General features: G+C 70.9%; 17 protein-coding genes. 6 read left to right on the top strand and 11 right to left on the bottom strand.

Annotation, left to right across the window (positions count from 1 at the left end; all coding sequences use genetic code 11):
• Nucleotides 1-468: 468 nt before the first annotated feature.
• The gene (locus tag AB0E88_RS04700; RefSeq protein WP_361623732.1) at nucleotides 469-1677 is read right to left on the bottom strand and encodes a phospholipase D-like domain-containing protein; all 1209 of its coding nucleotides are present in this window, start codon (nucleotides 1675-1677) and stop codon (nucleotides 469-471) included.
• A 217-nt stretch (nucleotides 1678-1894) separates the two neighbouring features.
• Between AB0E88_RS04700 and AB0E88_RS04695 the strand changes: the two genes are divergently transcribed.
• Nucleotides 1895-2848 (top strand): YihY/virulence factor BrkB family protein, encoded by a 954-nt coding sequence (locus AB0E88_RS04695; RefSeq protein ID WP_361623729.1) that lies wholly within the window; start codon nucleotides 1895-1897, stop codon nucleotides 2846-2848.
• 159 nt (nucleotides 2849-3007) lie between these two features.
• On the opposite strand, the gene AB0E88_RS04690 is transcribed toward AB0E88_RS04695, so the two are convergent.
• A complete protein-coding gene (locus AB0E88_RS04690) occupies nucleotides 3008-3763 on the bottom strand; it encodes a DUF6585 family protein (RefSeq protein ID WP_361623726.1) in 756 nt (251 codons plus the stop codon).
• 172 nt (nucleotides 3764-3935) lie between these two features.
• Nucleotides 3936-4673: a flavodoxin family protein gene (locus AB0E88_RS04685; RefSeq protein WP_361623723.1), complete on the bottom strand. Its 738-nt coding sequence runs from the start codon at nucleotides 4671-4673 to the stop codon at nucleotides 3936-3938.
• Nucleotides 4674-4986: 313 nt separating this feature from the next.
• Here AB0E88_RS04685 and AB0E88_RS04680 point away from each other — a divergent pair, with 313 nt between their 5' ends.
• Complete coding sequence (locus AB0E88_RS04680; protein ID WP_361623720.1) at nucleotides 4987-6819, top strand: cholesterol oxidase substrate-binding domain-containing protein; 1833 nt, start codon at nucleotides 4987-4989, stop codon at nucleotides 6817-6819.
• Between the two features lie 107 nt (nucleotides 6820-6926).
• Here the strand turns inward: AB0E88_RS04680 and AB0E88_RS04675 are convergent, their stop codons facing one another.
• Nucleotides 6927-7454: a hypothetical protein gene (locus AB0E88_RS04675; RefSeq protein ID WP_361623717.1), complete on the bottom strand. Its 528-nt coding sequence runs from the start codon at nucleotides 7452-7454 to the stop codon at nucleotides 6927-6929.
• A 207-nt stretch (nucleotides 7455-7661) separates the two neighbouring features.
• Here AB0E88_RS04675 and AB0E88_RS04670 point away from each other — a divergent pair, with 207 nt between their 5' ends.
• Nucleotides 7662-8477 (top strand): class I SAM-dependent methyltransferase, encoded by an 816-nt coding sequence (locus AB0E88_RS04670; protein WP_361624358.1) that lies wholly within the window; start codon nucleotides 7662-7664, stop codon nucleotides 8475-8477.
• Nucleotides 8478-8562: 85 nt separating this feature from the next.
• Here AB0E88_RS04670 and AB0E88_RS04665 read toward each other — a convergent pair whose 3' ends face one another.
• On the bottom strand, nucleotides 8563-9102 hold the full coding sequence (locus tag AB0E88_RS04665; protein ID WP_361624355.1) for an HAD domain-containing protein: 540 nt from the start codon (nucleotides 9100-9102) through the stop codon (nucleotides 8563-8565).
• A 444-nt stretch (nucleotides 9103-9546) separates the two neighbouring features.
• On the opposite strand from AB0E88_RS04665, the gene AB0E88_RS04660 reads away from it, so the two are divergent.
• Nucleotides 9547-10797: a Cmx/CmrA family chloramphenicol efflux MFS transporter gene (locus AB0E88_RS04660; protein WP_361624352.1), complete on the top strand. Its 1251-nt coding sequence runs from the start codon at nucleotides 9547-9549 to the stop codon at nucleotides 10795-10797.
• Nucleotides 10798-10870: 73 nt separating this feature from the next.
• On the opposite strand, the gene AB0E88_RS04655 is transcribed toward AB0E88_RS04660, so the two are convergent.
• A complete protein-coding gene (locus tag AB0E88_RS04655; protein WP_361623714.1) occupies nucleotides 10871-12709 on the bottom strand; it encodes an alpha/beta fold hydrolase in 1839 nt (612 codons plus the stop codon).
• 183 nt (nucleotides 12710-12892) lie between these two features.
• Nucleotides 12893-13315, bottom strand: coding sequence for a MerR family transcriptional regulator (locus AB0E88_RS04650; RefSeq protein ID WP_361623711.1), 423 nt, complete (start codon nucleotides 13313-13315; stop codon nucleotides 12893-12895).
• A 55-nt stretch (nucleotides 13316-13370) separates the two neighbouring features.
• On the opposite strand from AB0E88_RS04650, the gene AB0E88_RS04645 reads away from it, so the two are divergent.
• Nucleotides 13371-14342 carry an SDR family NAD(P)-dependent oxidoreductase gene (locus tag AB0E88_RS04645; protein ID WP_361623708.1) on the top strand — a complete coding sequence of 324 codons (972 nt, stop codon included), beginning with the start codon at nucleotides 13371-13373 and terminating at the stop codon, nucleotides 14340-14342.
• Nucleotides 14343-14910: 568 nt separating this feature from the next.
• The gene (locus AB0E88_RS04640; protein ID WP_361623705.1) at nucleotides 14911-15633 is read left to right on the top strand and encodes a dienelactone hydrolase family protein; all 723 of its coding nucleotides are present in this window, start codon (nucleotides 14911-14913) and stop codon (nucleotides 15631-15633) included.
• Nucleotides 15634-15669: 36 nt separating this feature from the next.
• Here the strand turns inward: AB0E88_RS04640 and AB0E88_RS04635 are convergent, their stop codons facing one another.
• The 4 genes from AB0E88_RS04635 to AB0E88_RS04620 all read right to left on the bottom strand — a co-directional run bounded on the left by AB0E88_RS04635 (nucleotide 15670) and on the right by AB0E88_RS04620 (nucleotide 20935).
• On the bottom strand, nucleotides 15670-16620 hold the full coding sequence (locus AB0E88_RS04635) for an SDR family NAD(P)-dependent oxidoreductase (RefSeq protein ID WP_361623702.1): 951 nt from the start codon (nucleotides 16618-16620) through the stop codon (nucleotides 15670-15672).
• Nucleotides 16621-16783: 163 nt separating this feature from the next.
• Nucleotides 16784-17389, bottom strand: a complete 606-nt coding sequence (locus AB0E88_RS04630) for a dihydrofolate reductase family protein (protein WP_361623699.1) — start codon at nucleotides 17387-17389, stop codon at nucleotides 16784-16786.
• A 148-nt stretch (nucleotides 17390-17537) separates the two neighbouring features.
• Entirely contained in the window at nucleotides 17538-20210 is a 2673-nt protein-coding gene (locus AB0E88_RS04625; protein WP_361623696.1) for a glycosyl hydrolase, read from the bottom strand.
• A 152-nt stretch (nucleotides 20211-20362) separates the two neighbouring features.
• Nucleotides 20363-20935 (bottom strand): DUF3291 domain-containing protein, encoded by a 573-nt coding sequence (locus tag AB0E88_RS04620; RefSeq protein ID WP_361623693.1) that lies wholly within the window; start codon nucleotides 20933-20935, stop codon nucleotides 20363-20365.
• Nucleotides 20936-21253 lie beyond the last annotated feature (318 nt).

Genomic DNA, 21253 nt, shown 5'->3' with positions numbered 1-21253 from the left:
GCCGGACGACCCGACGGGACTGTCACCTGTCAGGTTCTGCCGCGGTGCGGTGCCAAGCCTGCGAGGGCGTGGGGCAGGTCACCGGGCGCGCCTCCGGTCCGAAGCGTGAATTCCGCTTGCCCCTGGGTCGCGCGTGCAAACAGTGCGACGGGTACGGATCTGCCGACTTCTCCACCGGTTCACCTGAGGACGGACACCAGGTGAACCACAAGGGCGGCAGCGACGGCGTGACGGCGACCGAGCACGAGATCGCACGGGCGAAGGCACCCGTGGCCCGCGAGAAACGAAGTCGCCGACGAACGGCGCGTGGGGGAGCGGGGGATGACCACGTGGGGGAGCGGGGGGAGGACCGAGCCCCTTCGGGACCGGGCGGGCCGTCCTCGCGTACCGCACCGTGTGCCGCGTACTGCCCGGAGGCCCACGCCCGTGCCTGCCTCCGCCACCCCCGCTCCTGGGCCGCGCGCCCGCTCAGAGGAAGCGGCGGATCGGCGTCACGGCCGCTTCCTTGACCCGCTGCACCGCGGCCCGCCGTCTCCAGCGGGCGAGGTCGATGGCGACGCTGTGCTCCAGATCCGTGTCGTAGTCGCGATCGAGGTGGGCCGTGAACTCCTCGTCCAGGACGGCGAGCATGACCTCTTCGTCGTGGTCCATCGAACGACGGTTGAAGTTGGTCGACCCGATGAGCGCCGCGACCGAGTCCACCGTCATGATCTTGGCATGCATCATCGTCCGCTGGTACTGCCGGATGCGCACACCCGCCCGCAGCAGCCGTGTGTAATGCTGCTGGCCGGCGAGCTGACACGCACGCTGATCCGTGTACGGGCCGGGCAGCAGGATCTCCACGCGCACGCCGCGGCGGGCCGTACGGCACAGCAGGTCGACGAAGTAGTCGTCGGGGGCGAAGTACGCCGTGGCCAGGCGGAAACGCTCTTCGGCCGACTCGAGCACCACCCGGACGAGGGTCTGCATGTCCTGCCAGCCGATGCTGGCCGAGCCGCGCACCACCTGCACGACCGACGAGCCCGCCTGCGGGTGCTCGGTGAAGCGGTCACGCTCGTCGAAGAGTTCCTCGTGGCATTCGGCCCAGTTCTGCGCGAACGCGGCGGCGATGCCGTCCACGGCCGGACCGCGCACCCGCACATGGGTGTCCCGCCACTCGCCGGGGCCGCGGGCGTCGCCGCACCACTCCTGCGCGATGCCGACACCGCCGGTGAACGCGGTGTGCTCGTCGACGATCAGGGCCTTGCGATGGCAGCGGTGGTTCTGCTTGAACGGCGACAGCCAGACCGGCTTGCGGAACCACGCCACCTGCACACCCGCCTCGTCCATGAGGTCCAGCAGGCGCCGTTCGATCTCCTTGGCTCCGAAGCCGTCCAGCAGCAGCCGCACCCGGACCCCGGCCCGGGCGCGCTCGGCCAAGGCGGCGGCGAAGTCGCGGGCGATCTGTCCGCGCCAGTACACGAACGTCATCATGTCGATCGTGTGCCGAGCGGAGCGGATCGCTCCGAGCATCGCGGGGAAGATCTCGTCGCCGTTGCGCAGGGGCAGCAGCTCGTTCCCCTCGGTGGCAGCCACGCCGATCAGCCGCTCCAGGCGGCGGCGCAGGCGCTGCTTGCGGGCCTGCGCGTCAGTATCGGTACCGGGTGCTGAGGGCACCGGTATGCCGTCGAGGATCACGCCGAGTCTCCCGTCGGACCAGTAGGACAGTGAACAACACGGGCCGCCGGGCGAGCCCGAGAGAGCGGATGCCCTGCGGCCACGGACTCACTCCCGCAGATCCCGGGCGGTGCCCGACGCAAGGGGCGGCGGACGGATCCGGGCGTACGGGGAAGTGACTGTTCGGCGGGGCGGGGGCACAAGGAGGAACGGTGCTGTCGCCGGACGGGAGACATGAATGGGTACCGCGACGAAGGTCCCGGTGACGCGGGACATGAGCGGGGACGAACTGTCGGGCGACGAGGCCTGGGCAGCCCTGCGCCGCTACGGGGGCTGGTCGCTGCTGCGGGACGCCTTCGTCCGCTTCCGCTACGCCGACGGCTTCAGCCACTCCCGGGCCCTGGCCCTGCAGACGGTGCTGGCCGTGGTCCCCCTCGCCATCGCGTTCGTCGGCCTGTCCACCACCCTGCACACCGAGAGCGTGGGCAGGCTGGCCGAGCTCACCATCCACCGCATCGCACAGGGGCCCAGCGCCGACGTCGTCGACGAGGCCCTTGGCCGCAGCCGCCGCACGGCGGGCGACGGCGCGGCCCTGGCCCTGTGGCTGTGCGCCGCCTTCTGCCTCGTCAACGTCACCACCGCCATGTGCCAGATCGAGCGGGGCGCCAACCGCATCTACGGCAACGAACGCGACCGGCCCTTCCACCGCAAGTACCTGCGAGGCCTGCTGATGTCCGTCGCCGCCGGGCTGCCGCTCGGCCTCGGGTTCGTCATCATGATCGCCGGCGACGAACTCGCCGCGGCCGCGGTGACCGTCTACCACCTCGACGGCTCCGACCTCTCGTCCTGGAACGTCCTGCGCTGGCCCGTGGGGCTCGTGCTCGCGCTGATCTCGGCGAGCGCCGTCTTCCGCTGCTCACCGCGGCGCAAGCAGCCCGGCTACACCTGGCTGGCGTTCGGAGCCGCCGTGTACATCGTCCTGTGGACCGCGCTGACCTGGGTGCTGAGCCTGTATCTGGACCTCAGCGGCTCGTTCGACACGCTGTACGGTCCGCTGAGCGCCTTCATGTCCCTGCTGCTGTGGGCCTACCTGACCTCCATCGCCCTGTTCCTCGGGCTGGCCTTCGCCGCCCAACTGGAGGCGGCGCGCGCCCGCCTGCCCGCCCCGGCCGAGCCCGACCCCGGCGTCTGAGCCGCCTGGGCGCGCCGACGGACGGGGCGTCTGCTCGCCGGGAACATCAGGGCGTCGTCCGCGAGCGGCCTGTGACGGAACGAGCGTCCGGGCAAGGCGGCCAGTCACAGCTGATGTCCGAGGCCGGCCGCGCGCGGTTCACTCCGGTTGCCGAGTGGCTCAGACGGCCTGGCGAGGATCACCCTGCCGGAGAAGCTCGACGAGGGCGAGGAAGAGGAAGAAGTTCGGGATCTTCTTGACCGGCACCCTCGCCCAGGGCAGCTTCCTGCCCCTCCTGCGCAGCACCAGCACGCCCTGAGAGATCTCCACCGTCTCGATGTCCGCCCAGGACAGGCTGTCCCTCGCCGTGGCCACACCACCCACGTTCACCGAGAGATCGCCGTAGGACAAGGTCCTGCCCTGTACCAGCCCGGCGTGCAGCGCGGGCAGCTGCGCCCGTGTGATCTCCTGCTGGATCGCGGGGCCCCACTGCTCGGGCTGCGCGTAGAAGCCGGTCACCTTGAGCGTCGTGCCGTCCTCGCGATGCAGCGTGTAGACGTACGTGGTACCGACGTAGACGCCGTTGGCGTACCGCTCGGTGATCTCCTGCAGCACCGTCAGGGAGTCCCAGCGGAAGACGGAGACCTCGCCGTTCCCGCCCACCTCGGCCAGGCCGTGGTCGAACAGGTGCAGTCTGCGGGCAGCCTGCTTGCGGGAGAGGTCGGGCGTCCGGGCGGCGAGCCACAGGAAGTAGACGCCCAGCGGGGGCACGATCAGGGAGACGGTTCCCATGAGGAGGAGGGCGGTCAGCCGCACGGCGCCGGCCCGCTTCGGCAGAAACGTCCCACGCAGCTGTCCGAGCCCTTCGGTCCCCGGAAGCGCCACGTGATGGGCGGCTGTCTGCCCGGGGTCCTGCTGAGCGGTTGGTCCTGCCATGAGCCGTGCTCCTCGTCGTGGTGCTCGGGGACTGCGGCGACCATTGTGGCGTGCGCTTCACCGCCGCCCTGGACCGCACCCGCCATCGCACCGCCGAAGCCGTCGAGCACCTACGAGACCTATGAGGATGAGCCGCGGACCCCCGCCCGGGCCACGGCTTCCACGTCCGTGTCTATCGATGTTCGGGATTCTCGTAGTCGTGGCGGCAGCCGGCGTCCCAGGCGGTGCGCTGGTTGCCGTAGGCGGGAATGCCGCCGAGATCCTTCAGCGCCCGGGCCATGTGCAGAAGGTTCCAGGTCATGAAGGTGGTGTTGCGGTTGGTGAAGTCGTTCTCCGGGCCGCCCGAGCCGGGATCGAGGTACGACGGGCCCGGGCCGGCCTCGCCGATCCATCCCGCGTCCGCCTGGGGAGGGATGGTGTAGCCCAGGTGCTGGAGGCTGTAGAGCACGTTCATGGCGCAGTGCTTGACGCCGTCCTCGTTACCGGTGATCAGGCAACCGCCGACACGGCCGTAGTACGCGTACTGACCGGCCGCGTTGAGCAGGCTGGAGCAGGCGTAGAGCCGTTCGATCACCTGCTTCATCACCGAGCTGTTGTCACCCAGCCAGATCGGGCCGGCCAGAACGAGGATGTCGGCCGCCATCACCTGCCGGTACAGATCCGGCCAGGCGTCCCTCTCCCAACCGTGCTCCGTCATGTCGGGCCACACCCCGGTGGCGATGTCGTGGTCCACCGCCCGTACGACATCCAGCCGTACCCCTTGGGCGGCCATGATGGCCGTGCTGCGGTCGATCAGCCCCTGGGTGTTGCTCGTCTCGGGTGAGCGCTTCAAGGTGCAGTTGATCACCAGTGCCCGCAGGTCGTCGTACCGGGCCGGTGGCGCCTCGGTCGCGGGCGTCGAAGCAGTCATGCGCTCCTCCAGAAGGCCGGTCGCCGCGCAGTGTCGGACGGCGCGTCCACATCCGGATCCAGCGTGCGGCGCGCTCGCGGCTCACGCCATGCACCGTGCCCCATCCGTGTTCAGCTGGTCCGCGACCGCACCCCACGCTGCCGCCACCTGGCCTTTACATGGCAAGCCCCCCGAATGCGATGCGGTTCGACGGTCGTTCACTCGTTCACGTGAATCGGCCGAACGCGTGACCGTGGGATCTCCCGTGCTGGGTAACGTGCGTGCTCGACCGGCCCGGACGCGCCGGTCATGAGCGGGTCAGGGGGATACGGGAATGACGGACAGTCCTTCGAACCAGGGAGGCGGGCTGTCGCGGCGCAGGCTGCTCGCGTCGTCGGCCGCCGCGGGCGGCGCGGTCTGGATGCTGCGCGGGCTGGTCCGCCCGGGCAGCGCCTACGCGGCCTCGGCACCGCCGCCGGGCTTCCCGGCCGGGATCGATGTCTATCAGCGCACCTACGAGAACTGGACCGGCGAGATCCGTACCGACCAGTTGTGGACATGTGCGCCGCGCGATCCGCAGGAGGCGCTGGCCGTCGTCAACTGGGCCCACGGCGCGGGCTGGACGGTACGCGCGCAAGGTCATCGGCATGGCTGGGCCCCCCTCACGGTGGCCGACGGCACCCCCGCCGCGGCCAAGGTCGTCCTGCTGGACACCACCGCGCACCTCACCGCGATGTCGCTGGAACAGCGGGCCGCGGACGGGTCGGCCGCGATCCGGGTCCAGGCCGGTGCCTCGCTGGAGACGCTGCTCGCGTTCGCCGGGGCGGCCGGACACGGCGTCGCCTCCGCCCCGGCGCCCGGTGACCTGTCGGTCGGTGGCGCCCTCGCCATCGGGGCGCACGGCACCGCCGTCCCCGCCGCCGGCGAGACCCCGTCACCCGGCCACGGCTACGGTTCACTGAGCAACCTGGTCACCGAACTCACCGCGGTCGTCTGGGACGAGAAGGCCGGCCGCTACACCCTGCGCACCGTCGGCCGGGCCGAGCCCGACTGCCCTGCCCTCCTCACCCACCTCGGCCGCGCACTCGTCACCGAGGCCGTTCTGCGCGTGGGCACCGACCGCAATCTGCGCTGCCAGTCCTTCCTGGACATCCCCGCCACCGAACTGTTCGCCGCCCCCGGGGCTCCGGCCGGAACGCGGACCCTCGCCGACTTCGTGGACCGCGCCGGCCGGGTGGAGGCGATCTGGTTCGCCTTCACCGACTGCCCCTGGCTGAAGGTCTGGAGCGTCGCCCCGAAGCGGCCGTTCACCGCCCGCGCGGTCGACGAACCGTACAACTACCCGTTCTCCGACTCCCTGCCCGAGCCCGTGGCCCGGCTGGCGGGGGACCTGGTCTCCGGGGCGTGGGCGAGCGCGCCGCTCTTCGGGCAGGTCCAGTACCTGCTGGCGAAGGTGGCGCTGACGGGCGACATCACCGACGTCCTGCTCTCCGGGACCCTGGTGCGGGACGTGCTGACCGGCGACGTCCTCACCCACCTGCTGGCGGGCGGGCTGCGCTCGGACCTGTGGGGCGCCTCCCGCAACCTGCTGCAGTACGTGCGCCCCACCACGCTGCGCGAGACCGCCAACGGTTACGCCGTCCTCATCCGCCGGGCCGATCTGCAGTGGGTCGTCAGCCAGTTCACCGGCTTCTACCGCACGCTGCTCGCGCAGTACGCGGCGCGCGGCGAGTACCCGGTCAACGGCCAGGTGGAGATCCGGGTGACGGGTCTGGAGGACCCGTCCGTGTGCGGGGTCCCGGGCGCGCGGCCCCCGCTGCTGTCCGCCCTGCGACCGCGCCCCGACCGGCCGGACGCCGACACCGCGGTGTGGTTCGACATCCTCTCCCTGCCGGCCACCCCCGCCGTGTACCGCTTCTACCGCGACATCGAGCAGTTCCTGCTGGCCCTGGACGGGGACCGGGCGACGGTTCGCGTGGAATGGTCCAAGGGCTGGGCCTACAGTGACACCGCCGCGTGGTCCGACCCCGACGTCCTCACCCGCGCCGTCCCCGCCGCCCACCGTGCCGGCGGCGGCCCGGGCTGGGACGAGGCGGTCGCGACGCTCGACCGCCTGGACCCCCACCGCGTGCTGTCGAACCCGTTCCTCGACACGTTGCTGCGCTGAGCGGCCATCAGGTCCGATCAAGGCACTTCTTACGGATCACGCGATGAGGGGCATCGCCCGCCTGCACAAACTGGCACTCGGCCGACAGGTGAGGACGGGCTGAGGGCCTACCCTGCCCAGATTTCCGGCCCTTGCTTGACTATGACCAGTCCGTACGTCCGGTCGGAGGGCCAGAGGTCCACCTGATACAGGAAGTGGTCGCCGGGACCTCCGCCAGTGCCGACCGGTGGTGGTCCGGCCGGGACGTAGGAGACCCGAGCACGTAGCAATCCAGCCGGAACAGTCAGGCTCGGCCCGTCGGCAGGATCGGTCCCGGGGCTGGACACGGTGAGCTGACCGGTTGGCACGTCAAGGTCGGTCTCAACGATGTGCTCGGCCGCCGGGTCAGTCGGCGGCTCGGAAGCGTGAACGGTGATGAGCGATTCGACCATGTCGTCCCGAGCCGTGCCGACAGAGATCGAGTGCGGTTCAACGCCGATGCGGTGGACGTAGACCGCTTCATCCGTCCAGCCTGCTGGCGGCAGGTCTGGGTCCATCGCGTGCTCGGCGCTCCACGCGTCATAGGGATCAAGGTCTTGGACGTAGAACTGCCCGTGATCGGCGTCGATCAGGAATCTCAGCGAAGCGTCAGCCACTAGCGCAGGCTATCGAAGCCGATGGGCGCCACCGAGCCAGGTGACATCCAGCTGATCAGCCCGGAGCAGGCGAGACCAGGCGGCCACTGCAAGCCCACCTCGATCGCTCTGTCGCCTCGTGTTCCAGAACGAGTCCAGGCTCGTTTGCTGGGCAACCCTTAGGCTGGCGCGGTGACTGATGAGCAGGAGCGGGTGCAGCCGTCGGGAGTGTGGGCCACGGCGGTGGGAGTGGCGCGGGTGCGGGCGCTGGAGACCGAGCGGGAGGACGCGTTGTTCCGCGACCCGCTGGCCCAGGCCTTCGCCACCGCCGGTGGCCTGTGGCCCTCCTCGCCACCGCTGCCCGATGACGAGGCCGCACGACGTCGCCGGCTGGCCGTGTCGTTCTCCATCGTCATCAGGACGAAGTTCCTCGACGACCTGGTGCGGGAGGCCTGCTCGTCCGGGGTCCGGCAGGTCGTGCTGCTCGGCGCCGGCATGGACAGCCGGGCCTTCCGGATGGACTGGCCCGAGGGCACCCGGCTGTTCGAGGTCGACACCGCCGCGCCACTGGACTTCAAGGCATCGGTGCTGCGCCAGGAGGGGGCCGTCGCACGCTGTGAGCGGATCACCGTCGCGGTGGATCTGCGTGAGGACTGGCCGGGCGCGCTGGCCGCCGCAGGGCACGACCCGGCGGTGCCGACCGTGTGGATCGCCGAAGGACTGCTGATCTATCTGCCGGAGGATGCGGTGGAGCTGCTGCTGGCCCGGATCGGCGCGCGGTCGGCGCCAGGCAGTCGGATGGGGCTGACGCTGGGCTCGCGCGGCGTGATCGAGCGCTTCGGCGCGGACGCCGTGCCGGGATCGGCGGCGTCCATGTGGGTCTCGGAGATGCCCGACGACCCGGTGGGCTGGCTGGCCGGTCACGGCTGGGAGGCCGAATGCCACACCCTGCGCGAACGCGCTGCCGCCTACGGCCGCCCGATCAGCACCCCACCGAAGCACGACGAGCGACCCGGCGGACTGATCTCGGCGGTCCGCCGATAGAGCGCCCCCGGCTTCGCCAAGGGCTTCCGCGTAACGGTCACGCAGGTCGGCCCGGTCCGCTGCCGACCGTCAACCAGTCGCGAACTCAGCCAAGCCTGGCGGCCCATGCCGTCAGCACTGCGAAGTCGTCCATCGTCAGGCCGCGTCGTGGATCGACCCGATGCAGCAGAGAAGGACCGTCGTGGTGGTCCTTCACCCAGACCCGGTCCGCCTCGGTGATTTCGTCGTCGACCCAGGCGAACGCACGGCCTTGCGCCCACGCGACAATCTCCGGCGTCTTCCAGAACACGTCGTCCCCGGCCTCACGTCGGCGCGCGGACCAGGCAATGAAGGGCAACTCGGGCAATCCCAGGATCGGCGCGATGAAGGCATTGGCTTCTTCTTCCCACGTCGTCGCCCATACGAGGTCGAAGGGAAGCGCGCCCAGCGCGGCGCCGTGACGCGGGTCGAGCCACACCCGCAGCGGCTTGACGGGCTTGTCCTGCAGCCCCCACTCAGCCAGCCGGCGCCGCTCGGAAGCCTCCCAGCGAGGAGTCAGCAGGCGATGCGTCCGATAGCCCGCGGGCCGACGATGCGGCTTCGCGGCGTACGGGTTCAGCGGTCCGTCGACATCCACCAACAGCACTGGTCGCACCGGATCCCCCCTCGGTCCCGTGTCGCACGGTACCGACCGGCGGCGAGACCGCCCAGCGAAATACTGGCGGGCATTGATCTGCTCGGGCTGAGCTTCCTGGATAAGACCTGCGCCGCGAACGCCTCCTGCCCGTACCGCTTCACCCGTGCCCGGCGCGCCCAGCCGGCCCCTCGCGCACAGCCGGGCCTTCGGGGCACCCGGCCCATACCGGGCATCGGTGCGCCGCAGGAACCGTCCCGTATCGCGAGACGTTTCGCCGACGCAGGAATGACAGGCACAAAAGGCCTGGTTACCCATGTCATGCCGTCTTTCTCCGCCGAGTCCGTGAAGCCTGAGCCTGCCGAGTCCGTGAAGCCTGGTCCAGCCGAGTCCGCGCAGCCCGGCCCCGCCGAGCCCGCGGCCGGGCCTCCCGTGTCGCCACCGCCGTCCGCGCGCATGCCGCTCGCCGTCTACATCCTCGGCCTGTCCGTGTTCGCGCTCGGCACGAGCGAGTTCATGCTCTCCGGGCTGCTGCCGCCCATCGCGCAGGACATGCACGTCTCCATCCCGCGCGCCGGACTGCTCATCTCGGCGTTCGCCATCGGCATGGTCGTCGGCGCCCCGCTCCTCGCCGTCGCCACGCTGCGGCTGCCGCGCAAGACCACGCTTGTCGCGCTGATCAGTCTGTTCGGGCTCGGCCAGGTGGCCGGCGCGCTCGCGCCGAACTACGCCGTGCTGTTCGCCTCACGCGTGGTCAGCGCACTGGCGTGCGCCGGGTTCTGGGCGGTCGGGGCGGCCGTCGCCATCGCCATGGTGCCCATCGGGGCGCGCGCCCGCGCCATGGCCGTGATGATCGGCGGTCTGTCCATCGCGAACGTCCTCGGCGTTCCCGCCGGGGCCTTCCTCGGCGAGCACCTCGGCTGGCGCTCCGCGTTCTGGGCCGTGGCCGCCGCGTCGGCCATCGCCCTGGCCGGCGTCGTCACCCGCATCCCGCACATTCCGCTGCCCGAGAACCGGCCGCGTCTCAAGCGTGAGCTGGTGATCTACCGCGACCGGCAGGTCCTGCTGTCGGTGCTGATCACCGCCCTCGCCGCGGGCGGCGTCTTCTGCGCCTTCTCCTACCTGGCCCCGCTGCTCACGGATGTCTCCGGCCTCGACGCGGGCTGGGTCTCCGCCGTCCTCGCCCTGTTCGGCATCGGCGCCCTCATCGGTACGTACATCGGCGGCCGGGTCGCCGACGCACACCTCTTCGGCGTACTGCTCACCGGCATCACCGCCTCCACCGTCTTCCTCGTGGCCCTCGCGCTGCTGGCCACCCACCCCGCCGCCACGATCACGCTGACGTTCCTCCTCGGCGTGTCCGCGTTCTACACCGCGCCCGCCCTGAACGCCCGGATGTTCAACGTCGCGGGCGCCGCCCCCACCCTCGCCGGCGCCACCACCACCGCGGCCTTCAACCTGGGCAACACCGGCGGCCCCTGGCTCGGCGGCTCCGTCATCGACGCCGGCCTCGGCTACGCCTCCCCGGCCTGGGCCGGCGCCGCCATGACCGCGCTCGCTCTGGCCACGGTCGCCGTCGCCCTGCGGCTCACCCGGCCGGGCTCCCGGATCGTGACCCGCTCCTCAGCGTCCGAGGCCCCGGAACATGACGCCCCGGACCAGCAGGCCCCGCGAGAGCGGGCCATGGAGCAGGAGCCCTGCGCCTAGCGGAGGAACACGGGAGCATGCCCACCGCCGTTCCGGCAACGCGTACGCCGGCATGCGCTCCCCGCCCTCGGTGTCAAGGACGGTCGACGACGAACGGCGCCGGTTTCACAGAGCTCACGCAACGGGTGTCGGGGTGGTCGGGGTCGTCGAAGAAGGAGGTGATCACCTCCGCGCCGCACGGATGGTCGAACGCCCCGTGGGCGACCCCGGCCAGGGTCACCACCGTGGACCGGGAGAGCGTCCGGGCCACGTAGCGTCCCCACTGCGCCCCGGTCTGGGCGTCGAAACTGCCCGAGATGGCGAGGGTGGGGATGCTGCTACGGGTGACCGCGCGCACCGAGTCGGGTGCCTTCGGGACGTCCCAGGCCTGGCACGCCTGCCGCAGGAACGGCAGCTGCGGCGCCTGGGCCAGGACCGAGCGGGGGAGCTCGGGAAAGGCCCGCAGTCCCTCGGCGAGCTGCTCGCCGGGGGTCTCGAACGGAACCCATTCGCTGCACCATACGCTCAGCGAGAACCCGTGGGCGAACATCCCGTTCGAGCCGGGAAGCCAGGCCGCCGCCCACTGCTCGGCGATGCGCTCGGGGCGGCCGTGGGCCAGCTCGTCCACGGCCAGGGGGAAGGTCGCGGGGGCGTGACTGGCACGAACCACCCAGTTCAGCAGCGCACCGCCGTCGAGGACGACCTTCACCCTCCCGACCTGCGGCACCGTCACCTGCGTGGTGACCGGCCGAGCCTCCAGCCGACGCACCATGCGCAGGAAGGTCGCACCGATGTCCGGGTAGCGCTGCCGGCAGGCGTTCTGGGCCGCGCAGGCGCTCACCATGTTGTCGAACGCCTCCCTCATGCTGCTCCACGTCCACCCGGGCGTCGCCACGGACGGCGGTACGACGCCGTCGACGGTCACGGAGCGGATCCCGTCGGGGAACATGCGCATGTAGGTCAGCGCCAGCTGCGTCCCGTAGGAATGGGAGAGGACGTTCCACTGCCGGATTCCCAGGGCCTTGCGCAGATCCGCCACGTCGGCGGCGTTCTCGCCGGTGGTGTAGGCAGCCGGATCGACTCCCTGGGCTGTCAGGCGCTCACGGCAGCGGGCCGCGGCCCGGGCGTAACGGTCCCCGGTGGAGGGCGCGTCGTAGAGGAGGCCGACGCGTTCTCCGTAGAACCGGTCGATCTCAGGACACGTCAGCGGCCGCTGCGACGAGAAGGTCCCGCGCTGGGACAGGACGACCAGATCACGGTCGCGGTTCAGCCCGGCCTCGGTGAGTTCCGCTATGTTCCCCAGGGCGTCCGCGCCGGGCCCGCCGGTGAGGAACACGATCGGATCGGGGTGCGGCCTCGGCGACGCCGAGCGGACGAGTGCGACGGCCAGGCGAAGCGTTCGCGTGGAGGGACGGGTCCGGTTCTCCGGTACGACGAGGAAGCCGCAGCGGGTCCCCTTCAGTTCTCCGTACGTGGTGGGGCACGGGGCGGGCTCGAACCGCGGTGACGGCTGCGCCCGTGCCGCCGGGGAGGAGGGCAGGGCGAGCACGGTACCCGGAAAGATCCAGTGACCCCGGTCGCTGGAGGCGTACCCGTGCCGGCGGGCCTCGTCCTCGACTGTCCGCCGGTTGAGGGCGTAGACGCTGTCCCACCGCGGTGCGGTGCCGAGGGTTCGCTGGGCGACGTCCCACAACGTGTCTCCGGAGGCGACGGTGTGCGTGCCGGACTGAGCGCGTGCGGGCGGAAACGCACCGGGCCGCTGTCCCTGCAGTGGCCCGGGGCTGATGAGCGGGCGGCCGCCCTCCTTCGCCGCGGGCTTCTGCCGGGCGGTGGCCGCGCCGGACGTGCCGTGGGCCGGGGCCGCGCTCAGCACCGTCCAGCCGGCCAGGAACAGGGCGGCAGCGGCAGCTGTGCCGCGGTTGCGTATGGGCATGTCGTCCTTCCGAACCGGCACCGGTGGCAACGCACCGGCACCGATCGAACTCGTCGCCGCACGGTCGGGGTCGTCAGACGCCATGCTGCGAAGACCACTCGAGCCCCGCACTCCAGCAGGCCCAATGGGGTCACACACCCGCCGCCCGCCGATCGGGCGGGACGCCGCCCCCTGCGGCCGGGATCAGGCCGTCGGGTCCCACAGCCCGCCGGCTTCGCCCCGGGCGAGGTGCTCGGCGTAGACGCCGACCTTCCAGGCGATGACGGAGCGGCACTCCTGGAGCGTCTGGATCTGCGCGTCGACGCGCTGCCGGTGGGCGTCCAGCAGCCGCAGGCGTTCCGCCTCGTTGCCCGGCCCCTGCCGTACCAGGTCGGCGAAGTGTCTCAGGTCGGCGAGCGGCATCCCGGACGCGCGCAGCTTGACGCAGATCAGCAGCCAGTCGACGTCGAGGGAGGTGTAACGGCGCCTGCCGCCCGACGTGCGCCGGACCGGCCCGACGAGCAGGCCCTCACGCTCGTAGAAGCGCAGGGCGTGCACGCTCAGTCCCGTCCGCTCGGCCACCTCGCCGATGCTCAACGACTCCTCAGCGGCCGGGGTTGTCGTCATGCCACCCACTCCCGGGGTTGATCTAGACCTCGCTCCAGATCGTAGCGTCGGCGGCATGACTGTTACTGACCAGCAGCCGCTCGGCTCGCCCTTCTCCGCCGTCACCACTGCCGAGGACATCATGGCCGGCTGCGACCTCTCCGGCACGAACGCCGTGGTGACCGGGGGGTACTCCGGGCTGGGCCTGGAGACGGCCCGGGCCCTGACGGCCGCCGGGGCCCGGGTCGTCGTCCCGGCCCGCCGCCCCGATGTCGCCCGGGACGCTCTGAAGGAGGTGAGAGGCTGCGAGGTCGTCCCCATGGACCTGGCCGATCTCGGCAGCGTCCGCTCAGCCGCCGCGCACATCCGAGAACGTCTCGACCGGCTCGACCTCCTGATGGCCGTCGCCGGAATCATGGCCACCCCGGAGCGGCGCGTCGGACCCGGCTGGGAAGGCCAGCTCACCGCCAACCACTTCGGGCATTTCACCCTCGCGTGCGAGCTCTACCCGCTCCTGGCCTCCGCCGGCGGCGCCCGGGTCGTCGTGAACAGCTCCGCCGGGCACACCCTGACAGGCATCCGCTGGCACGATCCGCACTTCCGGACCGGTTACGACACGTGGCTGGCCTACGGCCAGGCCAAGACCGCCAACTCCCTCTTCGCCGTGCACCTCGACGCTCTCGGCAAAGGCGACGGCGTCCGGGCGTTCGCCCTGCATCCCGGCAAGATCATCACCGGTCTCCAGCGGGAGATGACGCTCCAGGCGCAGATCGACCGCGGGTGGGTGGACGAGCACGGCCATGTCGTCGGCGCCGACTTCAAGACCCCCTCTCAAGGTGCCGCCACCGGCCTGTGGGCCGCCACGTCCGCGTTGCTCGACGGCCGCGGCGGGCTCTACCTGGAAGACTGCGACGTCGCCCGCATCACGGCGCCCGGCACGCCCATGGACGACGGTGGCGTACGGGAGTACGCCGTCGCCCCCGACGAGGCCGCCCGGCTCTGGGACCTGTCCCTCGCCGCGACCGGAGCCGCCCCGATTCCCCGGTGACGCCTTCGTCCGACCGGCCGGGGGAGCGGGGGCGTGCACCAGGATCATCCGCCCCTCGCTCGTAGCCACTGCCGGTAGAACTCGTCCTCACGTGCCGCGATCGGAACCCGTGCGGCGAATCGCCGCAGCCTGGGTTCGCTGCGGGCCTGCGCCGTCTCGAGACCGGGCTCCACTCCCGCCGCGACCAGCGCCAGGAGTGCGGCACCGCGCAGACCCGCGTCGGGCCCGTGGCTCAGCTGCGGGCGCCGAGGACGTCGGCCCGCAGCTGAGCCACGGGCAGGTACACCAGACCGCGGCGGATCGCCCCGGTGGCGTCCCCGCAGTCGCCGACCCTGCGCACCCGGGCCGGAGTTGCTGCCTCGGCTCGTGTCCGGTGCGGTAGGCTGCACGGCCATGAACACCGGGACGGCCTTGCGCCACACACGGATTGGTGACCCGGTGCTCTTCTGAGCGCCGTGCGGGCCGGTTCGGGCCCCCTGTTCGATCGAGGCTCTTGCGCCGCTGCGCGGGCTCCGCCTCCGTCGTGTTGATCACAGGCTCTGCCACATCAACCACGACAGGAGCATGCATGCCCACCAAGACGCTGCGGATCCCCACCCCGGACGGCCAGGCCGACGCCTTCGCCGCCTTCCCCGAAGGCGGCGGGCGGCACCCAGGGGTGCTGATGTATGCCGACGGCTTCGGCATCCGGCCCGTACTGCGGGAGATGGCCCGCGAACTCGCCGGGCACGGCTACTACGTACTCGTCCCCAACTCCTACTACCGGCACGGCCCCGCACCGCTGATCGAGCTTCCCGAGTACATCGGAGAAGAGGCCCGGCCCGCGGTCTTCGCCCAGCTGATGCCCCTGATCGAGGCGCACACCGCCGAACGCGTCCTGAGCGACGCCGACGCCTACCTCAGGTTCCTCACCACCCGGCCCGAGGTGGGCACCGGACCGGTGGCGGTGACCGGCTACTGCATAGGCGGCCTCTACGCGATGCGCACCGCCGCGGCCCACCCCGAGCAGGTGGCGGCCGTCGCCGCGTTCCATGCCCCCGTGGGTGCCGACGGCGTCGGCCTCTTCTCCCGGCTCACCGCGCGGGTCCACCTCGGCCATGCCGAAGGCGACATGACGCCCGAGGCCCTCGGCGAGCTCAACCAGGCCCTGGACGCGGCGGGTGTCGGCTACACCTCCGAGATCTACCCCGGCACCGTCCACGGCTTCACCATGTCCGACACCGACGCCTTCAGCGCCTGCGGGCTGAAGCGCCACTGGGAACGTCTGCTCCCCCTCCTGCGCGGGCAATGACGGGCAGCTCGCCGCCACCTGTCGGGCGGGGGACGCCTACCGAAAGCCGAGGTGAGGTTCGCTACCGGTCAGCTCCGTGCTGGCGGCCCACAGGTGAGCGGCGACGGCCGGGTCGGCCATGTGGGACGGAACGGGCTCATGTCGCGGTGCGCCCCGCAGGCCGAAGACCCGCGGCCCCCACAGCTGCCCTCCTTGCACCCCGGGGTCGAGAACGGCACGGACGATGGGCCACGCTCCGGCGTCCTTGCCCTGCACCACGAGCGCGCAGGGCAAGGCGCGCAGCCGCACGCCGGGGCTGGTCACGGCCACCGGCGGACGGGAGGGGGTGAGGGAGTCGAGTGCGCCACCCGGGTGCGCCACCACACTGAGCACCCTGCTGCCCGCGGTACGCAGCCGGCGATCGAGTTCGAAGCCGAAGGACATCTGCGCCAGCTTCGAACGGCCGTAGGTGCGCTTGGGCCGGTAGTCCTGGGCCGACTGCAGATCGGCGAGGTCCAGTCGCTCGGACCGCGCGGCGAAGCTTCCCACGGTCACGACGCGGCCCGCCGGCGCCGTGGACAGCAAGGGGGCCAGCCACTGGGTCAGCGCGAAGTGGCCCAGGTGGTTGGTGCCGAACATCAGCTCGTGGCCGTCCACGGTCCTGCGGCGCGGCGGGTCGTCGAGCGCGACCCCCGCGTTGTGGACCACCGCGTCGAGATGGCCGATGTCCAGTGCGTCCACGGCGCGCTTCAGGGACGACAGGTCGGCCAGGTCCAGGGGAAGGTGCCGCACACGCGCGCCGGGGACTCGCGAGCGGATCGAGGCCATGGCGGCGTCGGCCCTCGCGCGGTCCCGGCTGCCGAGTATGACGACCGCGCCGGTGGCGGCCAGCTGCTCCGCGGCGAAGTAGCCGATCCCGGCGTTACCCCCGGTGATCAGGAAGGTCCGGCCCGCTGCGGACGGCAGCCGGTGAACGTCCCACGGCCGGCTCTGGGATGCGGCAGACACGATGACAGGCTCCTTGCGCTCGGGACAGCGTGTTCGTGGAGAACACCGACCCGCCCACGGTCGCAAGGCCCACCGACAAACCACCGACAGAGCATGCTCACGCCGACAGATGTCCGACAACCTCCCACCGTGCCCCGCTCCGGCACGGTGCCGAGGAGATCGCCTAGTAGCTGTCGTAGGTGGGCTTGCCGTTGGGCCGGTAGACGCCGACGACGGTGCTGCCCTTGGTCGTGGTGACGCTGACCGGCTCGAGCGCGGTGGGGATCGCTCCGTCGGCGAACAGCCGCTTGCCGGTGCCGATGATCACCGGGTGGATGGTCAGCCGGTACTCGTCGACGAGGCCGTGCCGCATGAGGGTCTGGGCGAAGTCACCGCTGCCGACGACGTTGATGTCGCCACCGTCGGACTCCTTGAGGTTGCGTACGGCGTCGACGACGTCGCCCTCCAGCAGCGTGGAGTTCTCCCACTCGAGCGACGTCAGGGTCCGGGACGCCACGTACTTGTGCATGCTGTTCATCCGGTGGGTGAACGGGTTGGCGGGATCGGCGGTCGGCCAGTACGACGCGAAGATCTCGTACGTCTTGCGGCCCAGCAGCATCGCATCGGAGGGCTCGTACCAACCGGCGATGGCCGCGCCGACCTCGTCGTCGGACACCGGCTTCTGCCAGCCGCCGTGCTCGAAACCGCTCTGAACGTCCTCGTCCGGTCCGCCCGGCGCCTGCATGACGCCGTCCAGGGTCAGGAACGTGCAAACGATGATCTGGCGCATGGTGCGCTCCTTTCGTCGGCAGGTAGACCGCACGACCGCCGCAAACTCATCGGTGCGATCCCGGATCATGGGACCCGGGACGTCGAGCGGCCGGTGCGCCTCCGCGACAGAGGCACACCGGCCGCCTGCGACCGGGAAGGCGTGGTGATCAGTCCTTGCGGCCCTTGAGGCGTCGTACGTCGAAGGACCAGATGCCGCGGCCGTGCGTGGCCGCGTACAGCTTGCCGTCGGGGCCGAGGCGCAGCTGCATCACGGCCGTGCTCGGCAGGGCGTGACCCAGGACCTCCCACCGGGTGGCCCCTGCCGGGCGGTAGAAGGTGGCCAGGTCGGTTCCGACGGCGAGGCCGCCGTCCGGGAGAAGTTTCACGGTGTTGGCGGGGACGTCGGGCAGGTCGGCGGAGACGTCCGTCCAGTCGGCGCCGCCGTTCCGCGACTCGAAGACGTGGCCGAAGCCCGCGCCGGGGCCCTCGGTCCACTTGCGGGAGAAGCCGTTGATCGCCACGAACACGTGCTGGGCGTCGGCCGGGTCGATGTCGAAGCCGGAGACGTAGCGGTTGGGCAGGGTGCCGTCGACCGGCAGGTGCAGCTGGTGCCAGCCGCTGCCGTCGGCGTTGCCGACCGCGATGCCGCGGGTGAAGCCCTGGTTGTTGCAGGGGCCGCACCAGCCGACATAGACCGTGCCACCGGAGGACGCCACGGCGGTGGCGACATGGCCGTCACCGAGATCGTAGGCGTTCGTCCACTCCTTGCCGGAGCGGATGGCGAAGCCCTTGGTGTTCACCCACACGTGCCGGCCGCCGGCGATCCAGGTGCCGGTGTTCTTGGCGTCGGCGGTGATCGGCGCGATGAAGCGGGCGCCCGCGCCGCCCTCGTCCTTGTCCGGCGGGGCGACCTCGTACTCGGTGGCCTTGGCCGGGTCGGTCGTCCAGGAGCCGTCGTTGACACCGCAGTTCTGGGTGACCCACATGTCGAGGTAGACGTATTCCTCGGCGATGTTGCAGCCGTTGGCGGGGTCGGCGATGGTGTCGCCGCCGTCGCCGCCGAAGTCGGAGCCCATGACCTTGTCGCGGCCGCGCAGGATCGACTGGCCGTTGTCCTGCAGGCCGCCGGTCACCGAGACACCACCGCCCGCGAGGTCCTTGCCGACGCCCACCGAGTAGTACTGGAGGGTGTCGAGGGTGCCGTCGTTCAGGGACTGCCAGTCCTTGGCGTGACCGCCGGAGTCGACGGCGCCGTTCAGCGGGCGGCGGTAGATACCGCCGTCGTTGCCGACGTACGCCCAGGTCTTGCCCCGGTAGCTGCCGATCGCGACCGCGTGCTGGTCGGAGTGCGTGGTGGGGGAGCAGTCGCCGGTCCGCTTGGCCGGGTCGATGCTCCAGCAAGGGAAGGGGAAGTTCCAGTACGGGCCCGGGGTCGTCCAGCTGGAGCCGCCGTTCCTGGTCTCGAAGACCTCTTCCAGACCGAGGTAGAGGTGGTCGGCGTCGGCCGGGTCGACCTGGAGGAACTGGTTGTACCAGGACTGGATGCCCGGCTGGTAGCCGTCGCCCTGGAGGGCTGAGCCGGACGCCTTCAGCTTGGTGTAGTCCGCGATCAGCGTCCACGGGCCGAACGGCGAGCCGTTCCTGGACACATACACGCCCTTGAGCCCGCTGTCCGGGTTGGCGGCCGTCTGCGCCGGGGACTGGTCGATGGCGTACAGGCGCGATCCGTCGGCCGCCGCGGCGAACGTCATGTTGCCCACGTCGTCGCTGCCGGTGGGCAGGTCACCGAGGCCGCTGACCGGCTTCCAGCTGCCGCCGTCCTGCCGGGTGTAGAGCCCGTTGTAGGTGTCGCCACCGCGCCAGCCGACCGCGAGCAGGACCTTGCCGGGGTCCTTGGGGTCGACGGCGATGTCGTTGGCGATGTTCTTGTACGGCGCACTCGGGTCGTCGGCCTTGGAACCACCCGGCAGATACTCCGGGTTGGGCGCGAACTCCCGCTTCCACGGCCCCGACAGCGTGGTCGTGGAGTGGGACCAGACGCCGGTGCTCGTGGCGGCCCACACCGTGGTGCCGGCGAAGCGCAGGGCGTGGATGACCGTGGATTCCAGTTCCGCGCCGCCCACCCGGTCGCCGGGCTGGAACTGCCCGTGGCGCGGGTCCTTCAGGACGTACACACCCGTACCGACGAAGGACGTGGCACCGGTGTTGGACTCGCCCGTGGCGTACCAGAGCCGGTTGCCGCCGTCCAGGGCGAGCGTGCCGGTCGACAGGGAGGGCAGCTTGTCGGCGATCGGCTTCCAGTGTCCGCCGCCGGTCGTGGACCGGAAGACACCACCGTTGGCGCCACCCGCGTACACATAGCCCTGGTTGTCGGCGGCGATCCCGGTGATCCGGCCGGTCACCTGCCCGGCGCCGCCACTGGAGTTGGAGTTCACATCGCGGTAGCGGGGGTCGTCCGAGTCGTACGGCTTCTTGGTGACGTGGTCCCAGCTGCCGGACGTGTGCCGCATGGACTGCAGCTGTTGCCAGGCGGCACCGTAGGCGCCGGGCGCGACCACGCCGGGCGCGGTGCGGGCCTCGGTGAACTGGGCGGTGGCCTCGGCGGAGTTCTCCGCCTCGTCGGCGCCGTCCTCGTCGCCCTCAGCGGTGAACGCGGACAGGGCGTCACCGGCGTGCACCGCCTTGATGTGCTGCCGGCCGATCGCGGCTTGATGGCGCGCCTGCCAGGGCCGGGGTCCGGTGTCGCTCGACGCCGCGAACGACTGGGTGCTCACCAGTCCGAACGCGGCGGCCACGACGGTGCAGGCGACTAACCGTCGCTGATGTCTTGGGGGCAGCATGCCCTCTCCTCCCTGCGTCCCTGGATGGGGGTGTCCGGGACGCAGAGGGGATCTTGGCGTGAGCACAACAGGCACAGAAGGGGTGCAGGCGAAAAATGGCGCGGTGTTTACCTTGTGGATCGCGGGACTCGAACGTCCGTGAAAACAGTCATTCAGGCTTCCTTGTCAGCGACCTCGGGCGCGTTCTTCGGCCCCATGTCTCTGATCCTGACGGGAGTTCCGTCCGGGGCGAACGAGTGGTGGAAGGTGAAGGCGTGCGGCGCCGGCCCGTGGTCGTCGAGATGCTCCAGCCTGGAAACCCCGTCCTGCCAGGTGGGTATTACGTCGCCGGAGAGCCACCAGGTCACGTAGTTCGGGTGCTCTGCCCGCTCGAACCAGTCGTAACGCCTGTTCAGCGCCGCACGGTGCAGACCGGTGTAAATGGCGTCGAAGGCGGAGCGCAGGTCGGTCCAGAGCGAGAGGGTCGCGGCCAGGGCGGTGGTTTCCGCTGTGCGGCCCTTGTCGTACCAGGTCGGCACGGCGAATTCTCCCCATGCACCCCAGTCCGCCCCGAAGAGCATCCCCCGGTCACCGCCTGCCGTTTCGGCACGCGCGAGATACCCGGGCTGCTGACTGATCGTCCGGTAGACGGCCTCACCCAAGTCGTAGAACTCGTGGGTGAGAGGCGCGGGATCGGCGAGAGGTGACTTAAGTACGCCGAAGGTGTACAGCGCAAGACGGGGCATGCGTCTCTCCCTGGTTTCGGGGTGCCTGGTGCGGGGCGCGGAGGAGGGAAATCCCCTGTGGCCGTGGGCAATTGCCGAGGACCAGGTGAAGGTAGCCGTCTCGGCGGCCGGTGTCGAAATTGCGTTATCGCTGCCCAAGTGCCCTCGTGTACCGGTCATTACGGGGCCGGGGCCGGGGGCGGGTGGGGCGGGCCGCGGCGTACCCGTGATCCACTTCAGCTCGGCTCGGCGGCCTGACCGCCGGTGCCGACCACCGCGGATTCGACATCTCTCTATGTTGACGTTTTTCGATCCAAGACGCAGTCTTGTATCAATGAA

It is taken from the genome of Streptomyces sp. NPDC028635 (genome assembly GCF_040637635.1).
Lineage (GTDB): Bacteria > Actinomycetota > Actinomycetes > Streptomycetales > Streptomycetaceae > Streptomyces.
The sequence above is the reverse complement of the archived record's forward strand: the minus strand, read 5'-3'. Positions and strand labels throughout refer to the sequence as shown.